We start from the raw sequence: 16448 nt of genomic DNA, 5'->3' as shown, positions 1-16448 counted from the left end.
ATTCCACAAGTTTCACATGCTGTGGTGTACCTGTGGGAGCGGGCGTGCCCGCGAAGGGGCCAGTGAATCCAGCCCACAAAAAAGGCCTCTTGCGAGGCCTTTTGCATGTTCAGCAGATCAACGCTTGAGCCCGTAGCTCTCATCCAGCATGCCTGGCGAGTTGGGCGCTTTCGGCGCATAGTCGCGCGGCACTTCGGCGGTGTCTTTAGGTGGGGTCAGGCGGTCACGCGGGCCTTGCGGTGCATCGGAGTGCAGCGCAGCCAGCAGGCGTTGGCGAGTGACGTCATCGAGGGCCAGACTGTTGGCGCCTTCAGCCAGGTGATCCTGTACGTCCTGGTAGCTCTGGGTCAGTTTCTTGACCAGCATGGCGGTGCTGTTGAAGTGGGTGACCACTTCGTTCTGGTAGCTGTCGAAGCGCTTCTGGATGTCATCCAGTTGACGCTGGGTGTTGCTCGGCGCCGCATTGGGCAGCAGGCGGGCAACAATGAAACCGACTGCCACACCGATGACCAGGGCCAGGGTTGGCAACAACCAAACAAGGAGCGAGAGTTCCACGAGTCCTTCCTCTATAAACGGCTTTGCTTTACGTTAACGGCTCAGACCTGCGCTGTATACCGCGAGCGATCGCAAATCAGAACAGAATTTCACACCTAGACGAATCGACCCTTCCCGAGGTCACGGAGTAGTGCCTTGCTTGTCCGCGAAACCCCCTTGTTCATCGATGGCCCTTGCGGCCAGCTTGAAGCTTTGTACCTCGACGTGGCGCAAGCCCGTGGCGCGGTGCTGATCTGCCATCCTAACCCGGTCCAGGGCGGCACCATGCTCAACAAGGTTGTCTCGACCCTGCAGCGCACCGCACGTGATGCCGGTTATGTGACCTTGCGTTTCAACTACCGTGGCGTCGGGCAAAGTGCTGGCAGCCATGACATGGGCGCTGGTGAAGTGGCCGATGCAGAGGCAGCTGCAGCATGGCTGCGTGCCAGGCACCCCGGGCTACCGCTGGTGCTGATGGGCTTTTCGTTCGGTGGTTTCGTTGCCACCAGCCTGGCCGGGCGCCTTGAAGCAGCAGGTGTCGAGTTGCAGCACCTGTTCATGATCGCCCCGGCAGTCATGCGCCTGACCGCCGAATTTCCGCTGCCGCAGCGCTGCCCGATCACCGTGGTGCAGCCGGACGCCGACGAAGTCGTCGCGCCGCAGCTGGTTTACGAATGGTCCGACAGCCTGTCGCGTCCCCATGAGCTGCTGAAAGTGGCAGAATGCGGACACTTCTTCCATGGCAAGCTGACCGATCTGAAGGATCTGCTGCTGCCGCGCCTTTCGAACTGAGCCAAGCCTGAATAAGCGAACACCCATGACCACGCGCATTCTTACCGGTATCACCACCACCGGCACTCCGCACCTGGGCAACTACGCCGGCGCCATCCGCCCGGCGATCCGTGCCAGCCAGCAGCCCGGTGTCGACTCGTTCTACTTCCTGGCCGACTACCACGCCCTGATCAAGTGCGACGACCCGCTGCGCATCCAGCGTTCGCGCCTGGAAATCGCCGCCACCTGGCTGGCCGGTGGCCTGGACCCGGACAAGGTGACCTTCTATCGCCAGTCCGACATCCCGGAAATCCCCGAGCTGACCTGGCTGCTTACCTGCGTTGCTGCCAAAGGCCTGCTGAACCGTGCGCATGCCTACAAGGCCTCGGTGGACAAGAACGTCGAGAGCGGCGAAGACCCGGACGCCGGCGTGACCATGGGCCTGTTCAGCTACCCGGTGCTGATGGCCGCCGATATCCTGATGTTCAACGCCAACAAGGTGCCGGTCGGCCGTGACCAGATCCAGCACGTGGAAATGGCCCGCGATATCGGCCAGCGCTTCAACCACCTGTTCGGTCAGGGCAAGGACTTCTTCGCCTTGCCGGAGGCGGTGATCGAGGAAAGCGTGGCTACTCTGCCGGGCCTGGACGGGCGCAAGATGTCCAAAAGCTATGACAACACCATCCCGTTGTTCACCAGCGCCAAGGACATGAAAGACGCCATCTCGCGCATCGTCACCGATTCGCGCGCGCCAGGTGAGGCGAAAGACCCGGACAACGCGCACCTGTTCACCCTGTACCAGGCCTTCTCCACGCCTGAACAATGCGCCGGTTTCCGCGAAGAGCTGCTGCAGGGCCTGGGCTGGGGCGATGCCAAGCAGCGCCTGTTCCAGCTGCTGGACGGCCAGCTGGCCGAGAAGCGCGAGTACTATCACCAGCTGATTGCCCGGCCGGCGGACCTGGAAGACATCCTGCTGGCCGGCGCCGCCAAGGCCCGCAAGATCGCCACGCCGTTCCTCGAGCAGTTGCGCGAGGCCGTTGGCTTGCGTTCGTTCCGCAGCAGCGTGCAGGCCAGCACCGAAGTGAAGAAAAAAGCCACCAAGAGCGCACGCTTCGTCAGCTTCCGTGACGAAGACGGCAGCTTCCGTTTCCGCCTGCTGGCCGCTGACGGTGAGCAACTGCTGCTGTCGCGCAGCTTCGCCGACGGCAAGAGTGCCGGCGCCGTGAGCAAGCAGTTGCAGCAGGGTGGCGAGGCCGATGTCCGCGTCGAAGGCCTGAGCTTCGGCCTGTGGCTCAATGGCGAGCAGGTCGCCGAAGGGCCGCAGTTCGACAACGCTGAAGCCCGTGATGCGGCCATTCAGAGCCTGAACGAAGCCTTGGCACCACAGCAGGACTGAGGCTGCCAAACGGTGGGAGCGGGCGTGCCCGCGAAACAGGCGCCGCGGTGCATGGCACCGGCTTTGCCGGTGTTCGCGGGCACGCCCGCTCCCACAGACTGATTGCCATTAAGCGGGCCTGTCGCTACAGTGACGGCCCGTTTTTTGTTGCCTCGCTAACGAATCATGACTCCCTTAGAACGCTATCAAGCAGATCTGAAACGTCCCGACTTCTTCCATGACGCGGCGCAGGAAACTGCGGTGCGTCACCTCCAGCGCCTGTACGACGACCTGGTGCACGCGCAGAACAACAAGCCGGGCGTGTTCGGCAAGCTGTTCGGCAAGAAGGAGCAGACCCCGGTCAAGGGCCTGTACTTCTGGGGTGGGGTAGGGCGAGGCAAGACCTACCTGGTTGATACTTTCTACGAAGCGCTGCCGTTCAAGCAGAAGATGCGTACGCACTTCCACCGCTTCATGAAGCGTGTGCACGAGGAAATGAAAACCCTCAAGGGCGAGAAGAACCCGCTGACCATCATTGCCAGGCGCTTCAGCGAAGAAGCCAAGGTGATCTGCTTCGACGAATTCTTCGTGTCGGACATTACCGACGCCATGATCCTCGGCACCTTGATGGAAGAGCTGTTCAAGAATGGCGTGTCGCTGGTGGCCACCTCCAACATCGTGCCGGACGGCCTGTACAAGGACGGCCTGCAGCGTGCGCGCTTCCTGCCGGCCATCGCCATGATCAAGCAGTACACCGACGTGGTTAACGTCGATAGCGGGGTCGACTACCGCCTGCGTCACCTGGAGCAGGCTGAACTGTTCCACTTCCCGCTCGATGACGCGGCGCACCAGAGCATGCGCGCCAGCTTCAAGGCGCTCACCCCTGAGTGCACCCAGGCGATCGAGAACGACGTGCTGATGATCGAGAACCGCCCGATCAATGCCCTGCGTACTTGCGACGACGTCGCCTGGTTCGATTTCCGCGCCCTGTGCGACGGGCCGCGCAGCCAGAACGACTACATTGAGTTGGGCAAGATCTTCCACGCCGTATTGCTGAGCAACGTGGAGCAGATGGGTGTCACCACCGACGACATCGCCCGCCGCTTCATCAACATGGTGGACGAGTTTTACGATCGCAACGTCAAGCTCATCATCTCGGCCGAGGTGGAGTTGAAGGACCTGTATACCGGTGGGCGTCTGAGCTTCGAGTTCCAGCGTACCCTGAGCCGGTTGCTGGAGATGCAGTCGCACGAATTCCTGGCGCGCGCGCACAAGCCTTAACAGCAGCAAGCTTCAGACGGCAAGGAAAATTCAGGGCAATGCGCGATCCGCTCTGGTTTTTCCTTGTCGCTTCAAGCGCGAAGCCTGCTGCTCTGGAAGCCTCTCAGGCCTCCTGCATGAACTGCTGCCGATACTGGTTCGGCGACAACTCGGTGTGCTGGCGGAACAGTCGCGCAAAGAAACTGGCATCGTCATACCCCACCTCGTAACTGATGGTCTTGATGCTCTTGCGCGTGCTCGACAACAACCCCTTGGCTGTCTCGATGCGTAGCCGTTGCAGGTAGTGCAGCGGCTTGTCACCTGTTGCGCCCTGGAAGCGGCGCATGAAGTTGCGGATGCTCATGCCGTGGTTGCGAGCCACATCCTCGAAGCGGAACTTGTCGGCGAAGTGCTCCTCCAGCCAGTGCTGGATCTGCAGGATGATCAGGTCCTGGTGCAGCTTCTGCCCGCCAAAACCCATGCGCCCCGGGGTGTAGTTGCGCTGCACTTCGTAAAGGATATCGCGGGACACCGCACGGGCCACGTTGGCGCCGCAAAAGCGTTCGATCAGGTAGATGTACAGGTCGCAGGCTGAAGTTGCACCGCCGGCGCAATAGATATTGTCGGCATCGGTCAGGTGCTTGTCCTGGTTCAGGCGGATCTGCGGGAAGCGTTCGGCAAAGCTGTTGAAGAAGCGCCAGTAGGTGGTCGCCTCCTTGCCATCGAGCAGACCGGATTCGGCCAGCCAGAACACACCACTGGCCTCGGCGCACAGCACCGCGCCACGCGCGTGCTGTTCACGGAGCCACGGCAGCACCTGTGGATAACGTTGCAGCAGGTTGTCGAAATCATCCCAGTAGGCCGGAAGGATGATCACATCAGCGTCGTCCAGGCCGCCGTCAACCGGTAACTGCACATTGCTGAAGCTGTCCACGGGCTGGCTGTCGGGGCTCACCAGGCGGATTTCGAACATGGGCTGCAAGCCCAGGCCCAGCTGCTTGCTGTAGCGCAGGCTGGCGAGGTGGAAGAAGTCCTTGGCCTGCATCAAGGTCGAAGCAAACACCTTGTCAATGGCCAGGATGCTGACGCGCCGCAGCGACGCTGAGGGTTGGGTAAACATCATTGTCATTGTTCTTATAGGGTAGAGTGGTCAATCACCGGCTGGATCGTCTTATTTTTTGGCGATTGTGTCTACCCCATGGAGCAGCGGCGCGAGGCGGGGCGCAGTGTTTGGATCAAGGCGCCGGGTTGGGTTGCTCCTGATGAATGGCTTCGATCGCTGTCAGCAGATCGGCGCTCAGGTTCAGTTCAAGGCTGGCCAGGTTGCTGTCCAGCTGCTGCAGGCTGGTGGCGCCAATGATGTTGCTGGTCACGAACGGCTGTCGGGTGACGAACGCCAGGGCCATTTGCGCCGGGTCCAGGCCGTGCTCGCGGGCCAGCTGCACGTAGCGGCTGCAGGCCGCCACGGTCTGTGGGTTGGAGTAACGGGCAAAGCGGCTGAACAGGGTCAGGCGTGCATTGTCCGGCCGTGCGCCGTTCTCGTACTTGCCCGAGAGCATGCCGAAGGCCAGCGGCGAATAGGCCAGCAGGCCACACTGTTCGCGTATGGCCACTTCTGCCAGGCCCACCTCGAAGCTGCGGTTGAGCAGGTTGTACGGGTTCTGGATCGATACCGCCCGCGGCCAGCCATGGCTCTCGGCCAATTGCAGGAATTTCATGGTGCCCCACGGTGTTTCGTTGGACAGGCCGATGTGGCGGATCTTGCCCGCACGTACCTGCTCGTCGAGCACCTGGAGGGTTTCTTCCAGTGGGGTGAAGTGATCCTGCGGCAGGTGCTGGTAGCCCAGCTTGCCGAAAAAGTTGGTGCTGCGCTCTGGCCAGTGCAACTGGTACAGGTCGATTCGGTCGGTCTGCAGGCGCTTCAGGCTCTCGTCCAGCGCCGCGACGATGTGCTGACGGTTGTGCTTGAGCTGCCCGTCGCGGATATGGCTGATGCCGTTGCCCGGGCCTGCAACCTTGCTGGCCAGGATCCACGCGTCGCGGTCGCCATGTTCGCGGAACCAGTTGCCGATGATGCGCTCGGTGGCCGCGTAGGTCTCCGGGCGGGGAGGGACCGGGTACATCTCGGCGGTGTCGATGAAGTTGACACCGGCGGCTTTGGCCCGGGCAATTTGTGCGAAGGCCTCGGCCTGGATGTTCTGCTCGCCCCAGGTCATGGTACCCAGGCACAGGGCGCTGACGTTGAGATCGGTACGGCCGAGCTGGCGGTATTCCATCGGTTAGTCACTCCTTGGCAATGGATGCTCATCAAAGCAGGTTGAAATTTTTCGCGCAATCTGGATAATTCAGCCCCTCTCCGCGTGGCGGAAGTGATGCACCATCACGCAGGAAGAACCCCGTCGAACATTGGCGTGCCCGACCCGAGCCCCCAAAAGCGTCTGTGTTCGGCTGCGCGCTTGCCCTTGGCAAGCTGTGCACTATCCAGTAAGATTCGCCGTCTATTTTTCGCTGGGCGGCCTCTGAGGCTTTAGAGAATGAAAACTTTTACTGCTAAACCGGAAACAGTAAAGCGCGAGTGGTTCGTAGTCGACGCCGCTGGCCAGACCCTGGGTCGTCTGGCTACCGAAATCGCTACCCGTCTGCGTGGCAAACACAAACCAGAATACACCCCTCACGTTGACACCGGCGACTACATCGTCGTTATCAACGCCGAGCAGGTTCGTGTGACTGGTGCCAAGTCTTCCGACAAAATGTACTACTCCCACTCCGGTTTCCCAGGCGGTATCAAGGAAATCAACTTCGAGAAGTTGATCGCCAAGGCCCCTGAGCGTGTTATCGAAACTGCGGTCAAGGGCATGCTGCCTAAGAACCCGCTGGGTCGCGACATGTACCGTAAGCTGAAAGTGTACGCGGGTGCTGCTCACCCACACACTGCTCAGCAGCCTCAAGAACTGAAGATCTAACGGGATAGTTCATTATGTCGGCGACTCAAAATTACGGCACTGGCCGTCGCAAGACCGCAACCGCTCGCGTATTCCTGCGTCCGGGTACTGGTAACATCTCCATCAACAACCGTTCTCTGGACGTGTTCTTCGGTCGCGAAACCGCTCGCATGGTTGTTCGCCAGCCGCTCGAGCTGACTGAATCCGTTGAGAAATTCGACATCTACGTCACCGTTTCCGGTGGTGGTGTCAGCGGTCAAGCCGGTGCGATCCGTCACGGTATCACCCGCGCTCTGATGGAATACGACGAAACCCTGCGTGGCGCTCTGCGTCGTGCTGGCTACGTCACCCGCGACGCTCGTGAAGTTGAGCGTAAGAAAGTGGGTCTGCGTAAAGCGCGTAAGCGTCCTCAGTACTCCAAGCGTTAATACCGCTTCGGCAGTCGAAAAAAGCCCGGTTCCTTGGAACCGGGCTTTTTTTTTGGGCTTGAACTAACCTGTCAGCAGTCAGTGGCCGCTTGTCGCATAGACGCAGATCAAGCAAAGCGTGGGTTGTCGCCCTTGCCGGGGTAATCACCTTGTCAGTGTGTGGATTTGTTTCTTACCATGGCGGCCAATTTTTAGTGCCATTGACACAACCTAAGTACAGGCCAGGTCCAACTGGCCAAGCAAGCTGATGGGAGAGGACTGAATGAGCAATGACGGCGTCAACGCAGGCCGGCGCCGCTTCCTCGTAGCCGCGACATCCGTGGTCGGGGCGGCGGGGGCAGTGGGGGCTGCGGTACCGTTCGTGGGGTCATGGTTTCCCAGTGCCAAGGCGAAAGCCGCGGGTGCACCGGTGAAGGTCAACATCGCCAAGGTCGAGGCCGGGCAGCAGATGGTGGCCGAGTGGCGTGGCCAGCCCGTATTCATCGTGCGGCGAACGGAGGAAATCCTTGGCAATCTGAAAAAAATCACGGGTGACCTGTCCGACCCCGAGTCCAAGGCCTCGGTACAGCCAGCGTACGTCGACCCTGAGGTTCGCTCGATCAAACCGGAAATTCTCATTCTCGTTGGTCTGTGCACGCACCTGGGCTGCTCGCCCACCTTCCGACCGGAAGTGGCACCCGCTGACCTTGGGCCGAAATGGGTTGGTGGCTACTTCTGCCCGTGCCACGGCTCCCACTATGACCTGGCTGGCCGTGTCTACAAGTCCCAGCCGGCGCCTCTCAACCTGCCCGTGCCACCACACTCTTATGAGTCGGACGAGATCATCGTCATTGGCGTCGACCAGGAGAACGCATGATGAGCAAGTTCATGGACTGGATTGATGCTCGCTTCCCCGCCACCAAGATGTGGGAAGACCACCTGAGCAAGTATTACGCACCCAAGAACTTCAACTTCCTGTACTTCTTTGGCTCGCTTGCATTGCTGGTGCTGGTCAACCAGATCGTGACCGGCGTTTGGCTGACCATGAGCTTCACGCCTTCGGCGGAAGAGGCGTTCGCCTCGGTCGAGTACATCATGCGTGACGTGGAATACGGCTGGATCCTGCGCTACCTGCACTCCACGGGGGCGTCAGCGTTCTTCATCGTGGTCTACCTGCACATGTTCCGCGGCCTGCTCTACGGCTCCTATCAGAAGCCACGCGAACTGGTCTGGTTGTTCGGCATGCTGATCTATCTGGCGCTGATGGCTGAAGCGTTCATGGGCTACCTGCTGCCATGGGGGCAGATGTCGTACTGGGGGGCCCAGGTGATCATCTCGCTGTTCGGTGCCATCCCGGTGATCGGTGATGACCTCACCCAGTGGATCCGCGGTGACTACCTGATCTCGGGCATCACCCTGAACCGCTTCTTCGCCCTGCATGTGGTTGCCCTGCCAATCGTGATTCTTGGCCTGGTGGTATTGCACATCCTCGCCCTGCACGAAGTGGGTTCGAACAACCCTGATGGCGTCGACATCAAAAAGAAAAAGGACGAAAACGGTATTCCGCTGGATGGTATTCCGTTCCACCCGTACTACACCGTCAAAGACATTGTCGGCGTGGTGGTGTTCCTGTTCGTGTTCTGCGCCGTGGTGTTCTTCTTCCCTGAAATGGGCGGTTATTTCCTGGAGAAACCTAACTTCGAGCAGGCCAACGCCTTCAAGACCCCAGAGCACATCGCGCCGGTGTGGTACTTCACGCCGTTCTACGCAATCCTGCGTGCGGTGCCTGACAAACTGATGGGCGTCATTGCCATGGGGGCGGCCATCGCCGTGCTGTTCGTGTTGCCCTGGCTCGACCGCAGCCCGGTGCGCTCCATGCGTTACAAGGGCTGGATCAGCAAGGCCTTCCTGCTGGTGTTCTGCGTGTCCTTCGTCATCCTCGGCGTGCTGGGCGTACTGGCACCGACACCTGGGCGTACCTTGTTGTCGCAGGTGTGCACGGTGCTGTACTTCGCCTACTTCCTGCTGATGCCGTTCTACACAAGGCTCGAGAAGACCAAACCGGTTCCGGAAAGGGTGACTGGCTGATGAAAAAGTTGATTGCAGTATTTTTGCTGGCAGTGATGCCTGCCTTTTCCTTCGCTGCCGAAACTGGCCTGGAGCTGGACAAGGTCGATATCGACCTGACTGACAAAGCCGCCATGCAGGACGGTGCGCGTACCTTCGCCAACTATTGCATGGGTTGCCACAGTGCCAAGTTCCAGCGTTACGAGCGGGTGGCTGATGACCTGGGGATTCCGCATGAGCTGATGCTCGAGAAGCTGGTGTTCACGGGTGCCAAGATTGGTGACCACATGCAGATCGGCATGAAGCCCAGCGACGCCAAGACCTGGTTCGGTGCCGCGCCGCCCGACCTGACCCTGGTGGCCCGCGTACGCGGTACCGACTGGCTTTACACTTACCTGCGCAGCTTCTATGAGGACCCATCGCGCCCTTACGGGGTGAACAACAAGGTATTCCCGAACGTCGGCATGCCTAACGTGCTGGTAGGTCTGCAAGGCAACCAGGTGGTAGGTTGCAAGCAGGTGCAGACTGTGGTCGATGGCAAGAAGCAATTCGACCCGTTGACCGGCAGCCCGTTGACCCATGAAGCTTGTGATCAGCTGACCATTACGCCGAATTCCGGTACCCTGACGACCGAGCAGTTCGACGAGAAGGTCAAGAACCTTGTGACCTTCCTGGCCTATTCGGCCAACCCAGTCAAGCTGGAGAGCCAGCGCATCGGCACCTATGTGTTGCTGTACCTGGCTTTCTTCTTCGTATTCGCCTACTTGCTCAAGCGTGAATACTGGAAGGACGTGCACTGATCACGCAGTAGTTTCTGGTTGTTGAACGCGCCCGGGGTGGCCTAGCAGTATTGCCAGGTCACCCCGGGCGCGTTTTCATTTAAAGTTGCACAAGCATCCGTGCGAGGAGCCGCTACATGGGCGCAACCAACAGGTTAGCCTGCTATTCCGATCCCGCTGATCATTATTCTCATCGGGTGCGCCTGGTTTTGGCCGAGAAGGGCGTCAGCGTGCAGTTTATCGATGTCGATCCCGCCCGCCTGCCGCCGAAGCTGGTCGAGGTCAACCCATATGGCAGCGTGCCGACCTTGGTCGACCGTGACCTGGCGTTGTATGAATCGACCGTGGTAATGGAATACCTCGAGGAGCGTTACCCGCACCCGCCGCTGATGCCGGTGTACCCGGTTGCGCGTGGCAACAGCCGTCTGCTGATGCATCGCATCCAGCGCGACTGGTGTGCCTTGGCCGATACCGTACTTGACCCGCGTAGCAGTGAAGCTGCCCGAACCGAGGCGCGCAAGGCCTTGCGCGAAAGCCTGACCGGTGTCTCGCCGTTGTTCAGCGAGTTCGTCTGCTTCATGAGTGATGAGCAAAGCCTGGTCGATTGCTGTCTATTGCCCATACTCTGGCGTTTGCCGGTGTTGGGTATCGAGTTGCCGCGGCAAGCCAAGCCGCTGCTGGATTACATGGAGCGCCAGTTCGCCCGCGAGCCTTTCCAGGCGAGCCTGTCCTCCGTAGAACGTGAAATGCGCAAGCTTTAAGGAGCCGTTGATGAACTCCAGTCGCCCCTATCTGGTTCGAGCACTGTACGAGTGGATCGTCGACAACGATTGCACGCCCCATATGCTGGTCAATGCCGAATTCCCGAAAGTTCAGGTGCCGGATGGTTTCGCCAGCGATGGCCAGATCGTCTTGAATATCTCGCCAAGTGCCGTGCGCAGCCTGCACATGGACAATGACGCAGTCAGCTTTGAGGGGCGCTTCAGTGGCGTGGCTCACTCGCTGTTCGTGCCGGTTGGTGCCATCCTGGGTATCTACGCCCGCGAAAATGGCCAGGGTATGGTTTTCGAGCTGGAGCCGCCTTTGATGGATGGCGACGAGCTGGAAGACGATGATGTACAGCCGGATGGCGATGGCCCGCCAGACGATGGAGGGCAGCCGCCGCGTCCGACTGGCCGGCCAAGCCTGAAAGTGGTCAAGTAACAAAAAAGGCGATCCGGATGGGTCGCCTTTTTTGTGTCTGCGATGGAGCGGGACTACCCGCGAAGAGGCCCGCGCAGGCAATCACTGATTCAATCGATGTACTCGAACAGCTTGACGATCTTCTGCACGCCCGACACGCCCTGCACCACGGCAGTGGCCGAGTTGGCTTCTTGACGGGTGACCAGGCCAAGCAGGTAGACGATGCCGTTTTCGGTAATCACCTTGATGCGCGAGCTGGGCACGGCACTGTCGGTCAGCATCTGAGCCTTGATCTTGGTGGTCAGCCAGGCGTCGTTGTTGCGCGCCAGAATGGAGGAAGGCTGCATCACTTGCAGCTCGTTGTGCACTCTCTTGACGCGCTGTACCTGGCTGGCGGTTTGCTCTGCAAGGCTCTTGAGGTCGGCGCGCGGGGTCTGGCCGGCCAGCAGGACGATGCCGTTGTAGCTGCTGACAACGATGTGCGAGCCTTTGTCCAGGTCTGGGCTGGCCTTGGAAATGTTCACGGCGGCCTTGGTTTCGATCAGCGAGTCGTCGATCTTGCTACCAATGGTGCGCGTGCCGCGATCGTCCTCGATCGGCGAATTGCGGGTGGAGGTGAGTACCGAGCTGCAACCAGTGACGCTCAGGCACAGGGTCAGGGCCATCAGGCCGAGGCGCATAGGGGTCATTCTTCACTCCCGAACAGTTGGCTGTCGATCAGATCGCACAGGCAGTGGATCGCCAGCAGGTGGACTTCCTGGATGCGCGCGGTAACTGTCGAAGGCACGCGGATTTCCACGTCCTCGGGTAGCAGCAGCGAAGCCATGCCGCCGCCGTCGCGACCAGTCAATGCTACGACAATCATTTCGCGGTCATGTGCGGCCTGGATCGCCTGGATCACGTTGGCCGAATTGCCGCTGGTGGAGATCGCCAGCAGAACGTCACCGGGCTGGCCCAGGGCGCGGATCTGCTTGGAAAAGACTTCGTTGTAGCTGTAGTCGTTGGCGATCGAGGTCAGGGTCGAGCTGTCGGTGGTCAGCGCGATGGCCGGCAAGCTGGGGCGCTCGCGCTCGAAGCGGTTGAGCAGCTCCGATGAAAAGTGCTGGGCATCGCCGGCCGAGCCGCCGTTGCCGCAGGCGAGCATCTTGCCCTCGTTGAGCAACGCATTGACCATGACCAGGCTGGCCTGCTCGATGTGCGGTGCCAGGATGTCCATTGCCTGTTGCTTGGTTTCGATGCTGGCCTCGAACAGCCGGCGAATTCGGGATTGCATGTCCATCTGGTGACCTTAAGTGGGGCGGTGGCCTTTGCTACGCGCAACAACGACCAGCCCGCGATACATAGAGCGAAAAAACAAAGTGGGTTCAGCATTCGAAGGCGTTTTTCAGCCATTGAAGCGGTCTGCCTGCGTGGTGGCTGCCCTGCAGGGCGACTACGTCGAAGCGGCAGGGGTGGTTGCCCCAGTGAGCCTCCTTCTGCAGGAACAGGCTGGCAGCAAGCACCAACCGTTTCTGCTTGCGCCCGTCGATACTGTCGAGGGCGCCTCCGAAGGCCGCGTGCAAGCGGTAGCGGACTTCGACGAATACTACTGTATCGGCGTCGAGCATGACCAGATCAAGCTCACCGCCTTTGCATCGCCAGTTGCGTGCCAGCAACTGCAGCCCTTGCCCTTGAAGGTACTCAAGGGCTTGGGTTTCTGCCGCTTGCCCGGCGCTGGTTGGCGATGCTGAGGCCATCAACGCACGGTGTCAGGCAGGCGCTTGACCTGGCCGCCGGTAAACTCGGCCCATGGCAGCTGGCGCTCGACGCGCTGGTTGGCATTGATGCTCAGGCTGCCCGAAAGGCCCAGGATGCGGTTGTCCGGTAGCGCTTTCAGTTGGCCCAGGCGCGGTGCCAGGCTGTAGGCATCGACGCCCATGGCATACAGGCGGCCGAGGCTGCCAGCAGCTTGCGGCCACTGCTGTACAACCTGTTGACGCAGGCTGTTGCTGGTGTCGAGCAGCCACGGTGTTTCGCAGAAGCGGATGCCGTTCATGTCATTGTACTGGTTGACGTCGCCGCTGGCGCTGTACAGGTTCGAAGTGGCATAGACCGGCACGTCACCGGCGTACTGGAAGTTCAGGGTCGGCTTGATCTGCTGCGCCTGTTGTGGGGTCGAGGCGAGGAAGATGAAGTCGATGTCCTGACGGCGCGACGGTTGTGCAGCGATGCGGCCGCCTACCGTGCTTTGCAGGCTCTTGGCGCGGCCTTCGCTCTGGCGTAGCTGGAACAGGTCGGCAATCTGCTGGGCCAGGGCGACCGGCTGGGCGATGCGTTCGGCGGCGAGCAGGGTTCCGCCATTGCCTTCCCAGTCCTGGCGGAAGGCGGCCAGGACACGGTCACCCCATTCGCCGCTCGGTACCAGGGCTACGGCGCGGACCATGCCATCGGCGCGGGCGCGGCGGGAGACTTCACGGGCTTCGTCTTCGGCAGCCAGGCCGAACTGGAACAACTGTGGCGGCGCCTTCTGGCCGGCGTCAGCGTAGTTCAGGGCCAGGGTGGTGATCGGCAGTTGTGGTTTGGCGGCCAGTTGTTTGACCAATGGTTTTTCCAGCGGGCCGATGACTAGCTGCACGCCGGCGGCTTGGGCCTGGCGATAGAAGTCGTCCAGCGAGCCGATACGCGAGCTGTCGAACACCTGCACCGCAGGCGCTGGCTGGCCGGTTTGCTGGGCCTGGAAGTGAGCGGCCATGAAGCCGTCACGCAGTGCGCGGGCAACACCGGCCAGTGGGCCTTCCTGAGGTAGCAGCAGGGCGATCCTGGTCAGCGGCTGGCTGGCCAGTTCCTTGAGCTTGATCAGTGCCACCGGCAGTTGCTGGGCGGCAGGGTGGTCCGGGTGCTGTTTGACCCAGGCCTCGATGGCTGCTTGCTGCTGCTCCAGGGTGCCGGCGCTTTTCACGGCGAACGCCAGGCTGGTCCAGCCGGCCAGTGTCTGATCGTTGGTTGGCTGCTGCAGTTGCTCTGCAGGCAGCGAGGCGACCAGGGCCCAGGTGGCGTCATTGTTGGCGCTGGCCGCCTGGCCGCTGAGCAGTGGCGCCAGCAGTATGCGCTGCTGTGCGGCAGCCAGGGCCTGGCCATCGGCTTCAAGTGCGGCGGCGTGCACGGTATAGGTGCGCGCCTGTTGCTCTGGCGGCAGCTCGGCAAGGCGCTGCAGACTGGGGTGGGCCAGGGCGGTCAGGGCCGCCTTGGGCTGGTTGCGGCTCATGGCCAGTTCGGCCGCGAGGGTGCTGGCGAATACTTGCTGGGCCGGCTTGAGTGTGTCCAGCTGGACCTGCTCGAGAATGCGTGCGGCGCGTGGGAAGTCCTTCTGCTTGTAGGCCAGATCGGCCGCGCTCAGGCGCAGCAGAGCGGCGTCTTCCGCAGACTTGCTGGAAGCGGCCTTTTCGAGCAGTTGCTCGATGCTGGCGTCCGGGGTGCGTGGCAGTTCGCCCAGGCTGGATGAGGGCGAGCTGGCGCAGGCTGCCAGCAGGGCGGCGAGGCAGAGGGCTGTGAGCAGCCGCAGGCAAGCGATCATGTAAAGGTCCTGTTACTCGATCAAGTTGGCCGGCAATTGTACCCAAGCACTGGCCGGGGCGCGATGTTGCTGTGTCGATCCTTCACTATAGGTGGCTTGTTCCTGATCGCCGGCGAAGTTCTTTACGCCCTGTTGCAGGCGCTCGGGCTACAATGGCGCCTTTGATCCGAATGACAGGTGTGCGCAGTGACTGATGTGGCAGGGGCTTCGAAATCCACGGTGGGGACGCTGTATGTGGTGGCAACCCCCATCGGCAACCTCGACGACATGAGCGCCCGGGCGCTGAAGGTGCTGGCGGACGTGGCCCTGATCGCCGCCGAAGACACCCGTCATTCGATCCGCCTGCTGCAACACTTTGGCATCGACACGCCGTTGGCCGCTTGTCATGAGCACAACGAGCGCGACGAAGGCGGGCGTTTTCTCTCCAAGCTGCTGGCGGGTGAAAATGTGGCGTTGGTCTCCGATGCCGGCACGCCTCTGATTTCCGACCCGGGCTATCACCTGGTGCGTCAGGCGCGTGCCGCGGGGGTGAGCGTGGTGCCGGTGCCGGGCGCCTGTGCCTTGATCGCCGCACTATCGGCGGCAGGCCTGCCGTCGGACCGTTTCATCTTCGAAGGCTTCCTGCCGGCCAAGCAGACAGGGCGTCGAGCGCGGCTGGAGCAGGTGAAGGAAGAGCCGCGCACGTTGATCTTCTATGAAGCCCCGCATCGAATCCTGGAATGTCTTGAAGACATGGAGGTGGTATTTGGTGGCGACCGTCCGGCGTTGCTGGCGCGCGAACTGACCAAGACCTTCGAGACCCTCAAGGGCTTGCCGCTGGCTGAGCTGCGGGCTTTCGTAGCTGGCGACAGCAACCAGCAGCGCGGTGAGTGCGTGGTGCTGGTCGGCGGTTGGAGCGCGCCGGAGGGCGAGCAGGCCATCAGTGCCGAAGCTCAGCGCGTGCTCGACCTGCTATTGGCGGAGTTGCCACTCAAGCGGGCTGCGGCGCTTGCAGCGGAAATTACCGGTGTGCGCAAGAACCTGTTGTATCAACTTGCCCTGGAAAAGCAGAAAGCTGAGTAGTGGCAGTTTGATATAAATGTCGGTATCGCTTGTTCTTGCGCGCGCGTGCCGGTAACCTTGGCGGCGGAGAGTCGATCGGACAGTCGCTGCCTGTTTTTGTTCCGCAACTTTTTTGTTGTGTGAGCAGCAGGGGGAGGAAAGTCCGGGCTCCATAGGGCAGAGTGCCAGGTAACGCCTGGGAGGCGTGAGCCTACGGAAAGTGCCACAGAAAATAACCGCCTAAGCACTTCGGTGCCGGTAAGGGTGAAAAGGTGCGGTAAGAGCGCACCGCACGGCTGGCAACAGTTCGTGGCTAGGTAAACCCCACTCGGAGCAAGACCAAATAGGGTTCCATCAGGCGTGGCCCGCGTCGGAACCGGGTAGGTTGCTAGAGGCGTCCAGTGATGGCCGTCGTAGAGGAATGACTGTCCTCGACAAAACCCGGCTTACAGATCGACTCTCCACCTTTCTCTTCCTGCTTGAATCGATAGCAGATCCTCTCTGGTAATACCGAAAAAATCTTACTCTTAATAAATT

The 16448-nt window shown here is 60.9% G+C and carries 18 protein-coding genes and 1 other RNA gene; 12 read left to right on the top strand and 7 right to left on the bottom strand.

All coding sequences use genetic code 11. The features are described 5' to 3' along the window. Nucleotides 1-117 precede the first annotated feature (117 nt). Nucleotides 118-555 carry a YhcB family protein gene (locus tag ACF8RA_RS10210; RefSeq protein ID WP_010952432.1) on the bottom strand — a complete coding sequence of 146 codons (438 nt, stop codon included), beginning with the start codon at nucleotides 553-555 and terminating at the stop codon, nucleotides 118-120. 135 nt (nucleotides 556-690) lie between these two features. On the opposite strand from ACF8RA_RS10210, the gene ACF8RA_RS10205 reads away from it, so the two are divergent. The 3 genes from ACF8RA_RS10205 (at nucleotide 691) to zapE (ending at nucleotide 3961) form a co-directional block, all read left to right on the top strand. Further along, entirely contained in the window at nucleotides 691-1326 is a 636-nt protein-coding gene (locus ACF8RA_RS10205; RefSeq protein WP_176682598.1) for an alpha/beta hydrolase, read from the top strand. Between the two features lie 25 nt (nucleotides 1327-1351). Continuing rightward, complete coding sequence (locus tag ACF8RA_RS10200; protein WP_176682599.1) at nucleotides 1352-2701, top strand: tryptophan--tRNA ligase; 1350 nt, start codon at nucleotides 1352-1354, stop codon at nucleotides 2699-2701. A 165-nt stretch (nucleotides 2702-2866) separates the two neighbouring features. Then, nucleotides 2867-3961, top strand: a complete 1095-nt coding sequence (gene zapE / locus ACF8RA_RS10195) for a cell division protein ZapE (protein ID WP_176682600.1) — start codon at nucleotides 2867-2869, stop codon at nucleotides 3959-3961. 103 nt (nucleotides 3962-4064) lie between these two features. On the opposite strand, the gene ACF8RA_RS10190 is transcribed toward zapE, so the two are convergent. Next, nucleotides 4065-4985 carry a GlxA family transcriptional regulator gene (locus ACF8RA_RS10190; RefSeq protein ID WP_172402841.1) on the bottom strand — a complete coding sequence of 307 codons (921 nt, stop codon included), beginning with the start codon at nucleotides 4983-4985 and terminating at the stop codon, nucleotides 4065-4067. A 190-nt stretch (nucleotides 4986-5175) separates the two neighbouring features. After that, complete coding sequence (locus ACF8RA_RS10185) at nucleotides 5176-6216, bottom strand: NADP(H)-dependent aldo-keto reductase (RefSeq protein ID WP_176682601.1); 1041 nt, start codon at nucleotides 6214-6216, stop codon at nucleotides 5176-5178. A 258-nt stretch (nucleotides 6217-6474) separates the two neighbouring features. On the opposite strand from ACF8RA_RS10185, the gene rplM reads away from it, so the two are divergent. The 7 genes from rplM to ACF8RA_RS10150 all read left to right on the top strand — a co-directional run bounded on the left by rplM (nucleotide 6475) and on the right by ACF8RA_RS10150 (nucleotide 11338). Beyond that, the gene (gene rplM / locus ACF8RA_RS10180; protein WP_003251819.1) at nucleotides 6475-6903 is read left to right on the top strand and encodes a 50S ribosomal protein L13; all 429 of its coding nucleotides are present in this window, start codon (nucleotides 6475-6477) and stop codon (nucleotides 6901-6903) included. Between the two features lie 14 nt (nucleotides 6904-6917). Then, nucleotides 6918-7310, top strand: a complete 393-nt coding sequence (rpsI, locus tag ACF8RA_RS10175; protein WP_003251821.1) for a 30S ribosomal protein S9 — start codon at nucleotides 6918-6920, stop codon at nucleotides 7308-7310. A 262-nt stretch (nucleotides 7311-7572) separates the two neighbouring features. Further along, nucleotides 7573-8166: a ubiquinol-cytochrome c reductase iron-sulfur subunit gene (petA, locus tag ACF8RA_RS10170; RefSeq protein WP_003251823.1), complete on the top strand. Its 594-nt coding sequence runs from the start codon at nucleotides 7573-7575 to the stop codon at nucleotides 8164-8166. Continuing rightward, nucleotides 8166-9377 carry a cytochrome bc complex cytochrome b subunit gene (locus ACF8RA_RS10165; protein ID WP_176682602.1) on the top strand — a complete coding sequence of 404 codons (1212 nt, stop codon included), beginning with the start codon at nucleotides 8166-8168 and terminating at the stop codon, nucleotides 9375-9377. Before petA ends, ACF8RA_RS10165 begins: the two co-directional genes overlap by 1 nt. Continuing rightward, complete coding sequence (locus ACF8RA_RS10160) at nucleotides 9377-10156, top strand: cytochrome c1 (protein WP_176682603.1); 780 nt, start codon at nucleotides 9377-9379, stop codon at nucleotides 10154-10156. Before ACF8RA_RS10165 ends, ACF8RA_RS10160 begins: the two co-directional genes overlap by 1 nt. A gap of 116 nt (nucleotides 10157-10272) precedes the next feature. After that, nucleotides 10273-10896 carry a glutathione S-transferase N-terminal domain-containing protein gene (locus ACF8RA_RS10155; RefSeq protein WP_176682604.1) on the top strand — a complete coding sequence of 208 codons (624 nt, stop codon included), beginning with the start codon at nucleotides 10273-10275 and terminating at the stop codon, nucleotides 10894-10896. Between the two features lie 10 nt (nucleotides 10897-10906). Then, on the top strand, nucleotides 10907-11338 hold the full coding sequence (locus ACF8RA_RS10150) for a ClpXP protease specificity-enhancing factor (protein ID WP_176682605.1): 432 nt from the start codon (nucleotides 10907-10909) through the stop codon (nucleotides 11336-11338). An 89-nt stretch (nucleotides 11339-11427) separates the two neighbouring features. Here the strand turns inward: ACF8RA_RS10150 and ACF8RA_RS10145 are convergent, their stop codons facing one another. From ACF8RA_RS10145 to ACF8RA_RS10130, 4 genes are all read right to left on the bottom strand, one after another. After that, the gene (locus tag ACF8RA_RS10145) at nucleotides 11428-12006 is read right to left on the bottom strand and encodes a BON domain-containing protein (protein WP_176682606.1); all 579 of its coding nucleotides are present in this window, start codon (nucleotides 12004-12006) and stop codon (nucleotides 11428-11430) included. Further along, nucleotides 12003-12596, bottom strand: coding sequence for a phosphoheptose isomerase (locus ACF8RA_RS10140; RefSeq protein ID WP_012053657.1), 594 nt, complete (start codon nucleotides 12594-12596; stop codon nucleotides 12003-12005). Before ACF8RA_RS10140 ends, ACF8RA_RS10145 begins: the two co-directional genes overlap by 4 nt. Nucleotides 12597-12681: 85 nt before the next feature. Then, complete coding sequence (locus ACF8RA_RS10135; protein ID WP_176682607.1) at nucleotides 12682-13053, bottom strand: YraN family protein; 372 nt, start codon at nucleotides 13051-13053, stop codon at nucleotides 12682-12684. After that, nucleotides 13053-14870 (bottom strand): penicillin-binding protein activator, encoded by a 1818-nt coding sequence (locus ACF8RA_RS10130; RefSeq protein WP_176682608.1) that lies wholly within the window; start codon nucleotides 14868-14870, stop codon nucleotides 13053-13055. Before ACF8RA_RS10130 ends, ACF8RA_RS10135 begins: the two co-directional genes overlap by 1 nt. Before the next feature lie 186 nt (nucleotides 14871-15056). Here ACF8RA_RS10130 and rsmI point away from each other — a divergent pair, with 186 nt between their 5' ends. Further along, nucleotides 15057-15932 (top strand): 16S rRNA (cytidine(1402)-2'-O)-methyltransferase, encoded by an 876-nt coding sequence (rsmI, locus tag ACF8RA_RS10125; RefSeq protein WP_176682609.1) that lies wholly within the window; start codon nucleotides 15057-15059, stop codon nucleotides 15930-15932. A gap of 67 nt (nucleotides 15933-15999) precedes the next feature. Further along, nucleotides 16000-16376, top strand: an RNA gene (gene rnpB, locus ACF8RA_RS10120) — RNase P RNA component class A. The last annotated feature ends 72 nt before the right edge of the window (nucleotides 16377-16448 follow it).

This window comes from Pseudomonas sp. FYR_5 (assembly GCF_043106315.1).
Lineage (GTDB): Bacteria > Pseudomonadota > Gammaproteobacteria > Pseudomonadales > Pseudomonadaceae > Aquipseudomonas > Aquipseudomonas putida_Y.
The sequence above is the reverse complement of the archived record's forward strand: the minus strand, read 5'-3'. Positions and strand labels throughout refer to the sequence as shown.

Excerpts from the sequence above, each read along its gene's own strand:
- ACF8RA_RS10200 (WP_176682599.1), top strand. The coding sequence starts at position 1,352 with ATGACCACGCGCATTCTTACCGGTATCACCACCACCGGCACTCCGCAC.
- zapE (WP_176682600.1), top strand. The coding sequence starts at position 2,867 with ATGACTCCCTTAGAACGCTATCAAGCAGATCTGAAACGTCCCGACTTC.
- ACF8RA_RS10190 (WP_172402841.1), bottom strand. The coding sequence starts at position 4,985 with ATGCAGGCCAAGGACTTCTTCCACCTCGCCAGCCTGCGCTACAGCAAG.
- ACF8RA_RS10185 (WP_176682601.1), bottom strand. The coding sequence starts at position 6,216 with ATGGAATACCGCCAGCTCGGCCGTACCGATCTCAACGTCAGCGCCCTG.
- rplM (WP_003251819.1), top strand. The coding sequence starts at position 6,475 with ATGAAAACTTTTACTGCTAAACCGGAAACAGTAAAGCGCGAGTGGTTC.
- rpsI (WP_003251821.1), top strand. The coding sequence starts at position 6,918 with ATGTCGGCGACTCAAAATTACGGCACTGGCCGTCGCAAGACCGCAACC.
- petA (WP_003251823.1), top strand. The coding sequence starts at position 7,573 with ATGAGCAATGACGGCGTCAACGCAGGCCGGCGCCGCTTCCTCGTAGCC.
- ACF8RA_RS10165 (WP_176682602.1), top strand. The coding sequence starts at position 8,166 with ATGAGCAAGTTCATGGACTGGATTGATGCTCGCTTCCCCGCCACCAAG.
- ACF8RA_RS10160 (WP_176682603.1), top strand. The coding sequence starts at position 9,377 with ATGAAAAAGTTGATTGCAGTATTTTTGCTGGCAGTGATGCCTGCCTTT.
- ACF8RA_RS10155 (WP_176682604.1), top strand. The coding sequence starts at position 10,273 with ATGGGCGCAACCAACAGGTTAGCCTGCTATTCCGATCCCGCTGATCAT.
- ACF8RA_RS10150 (WP_176682605.1), top strand. The coding sequence starts at position 10,907 with ATGAACTCCAGTCGCCCCTATCTGGTTCGAGCACTGTACGAGTGGATC.
- ACF8RA_RS10145 (WP_176682606.1), bottom strand. The coding sequence starts at position 12,006 with ATGACCCCTATGCGCCTCGGCCTGATGGCCCTGACCCTGTGCCTGAGC.
- ACF8RA_RS10140 (WP_012053657.1), bottom strand. The coding sequence starts at position 12,596 with ATGGACATGCAATCCCGAATTCGCCGGCTGTTCGAGGCCAGCATCGAA.
- ACF8RA_RS10135 (WP_176682607.1), bottom strand. The coding sequence starts at position 13,053 with ATGGCCTCAGCATCGCCAACCAGCGCCGGGCAAGCGGCAGAAACCCAA.
- ACF8RA_RS10130 (WP_176682608.1), bottom strand. The coding sequence starts at position 14,870 with ATGATCGCTTGCCTGCGGCTGCTCACAGCCCTCTGCCTCGCCGCCCTG.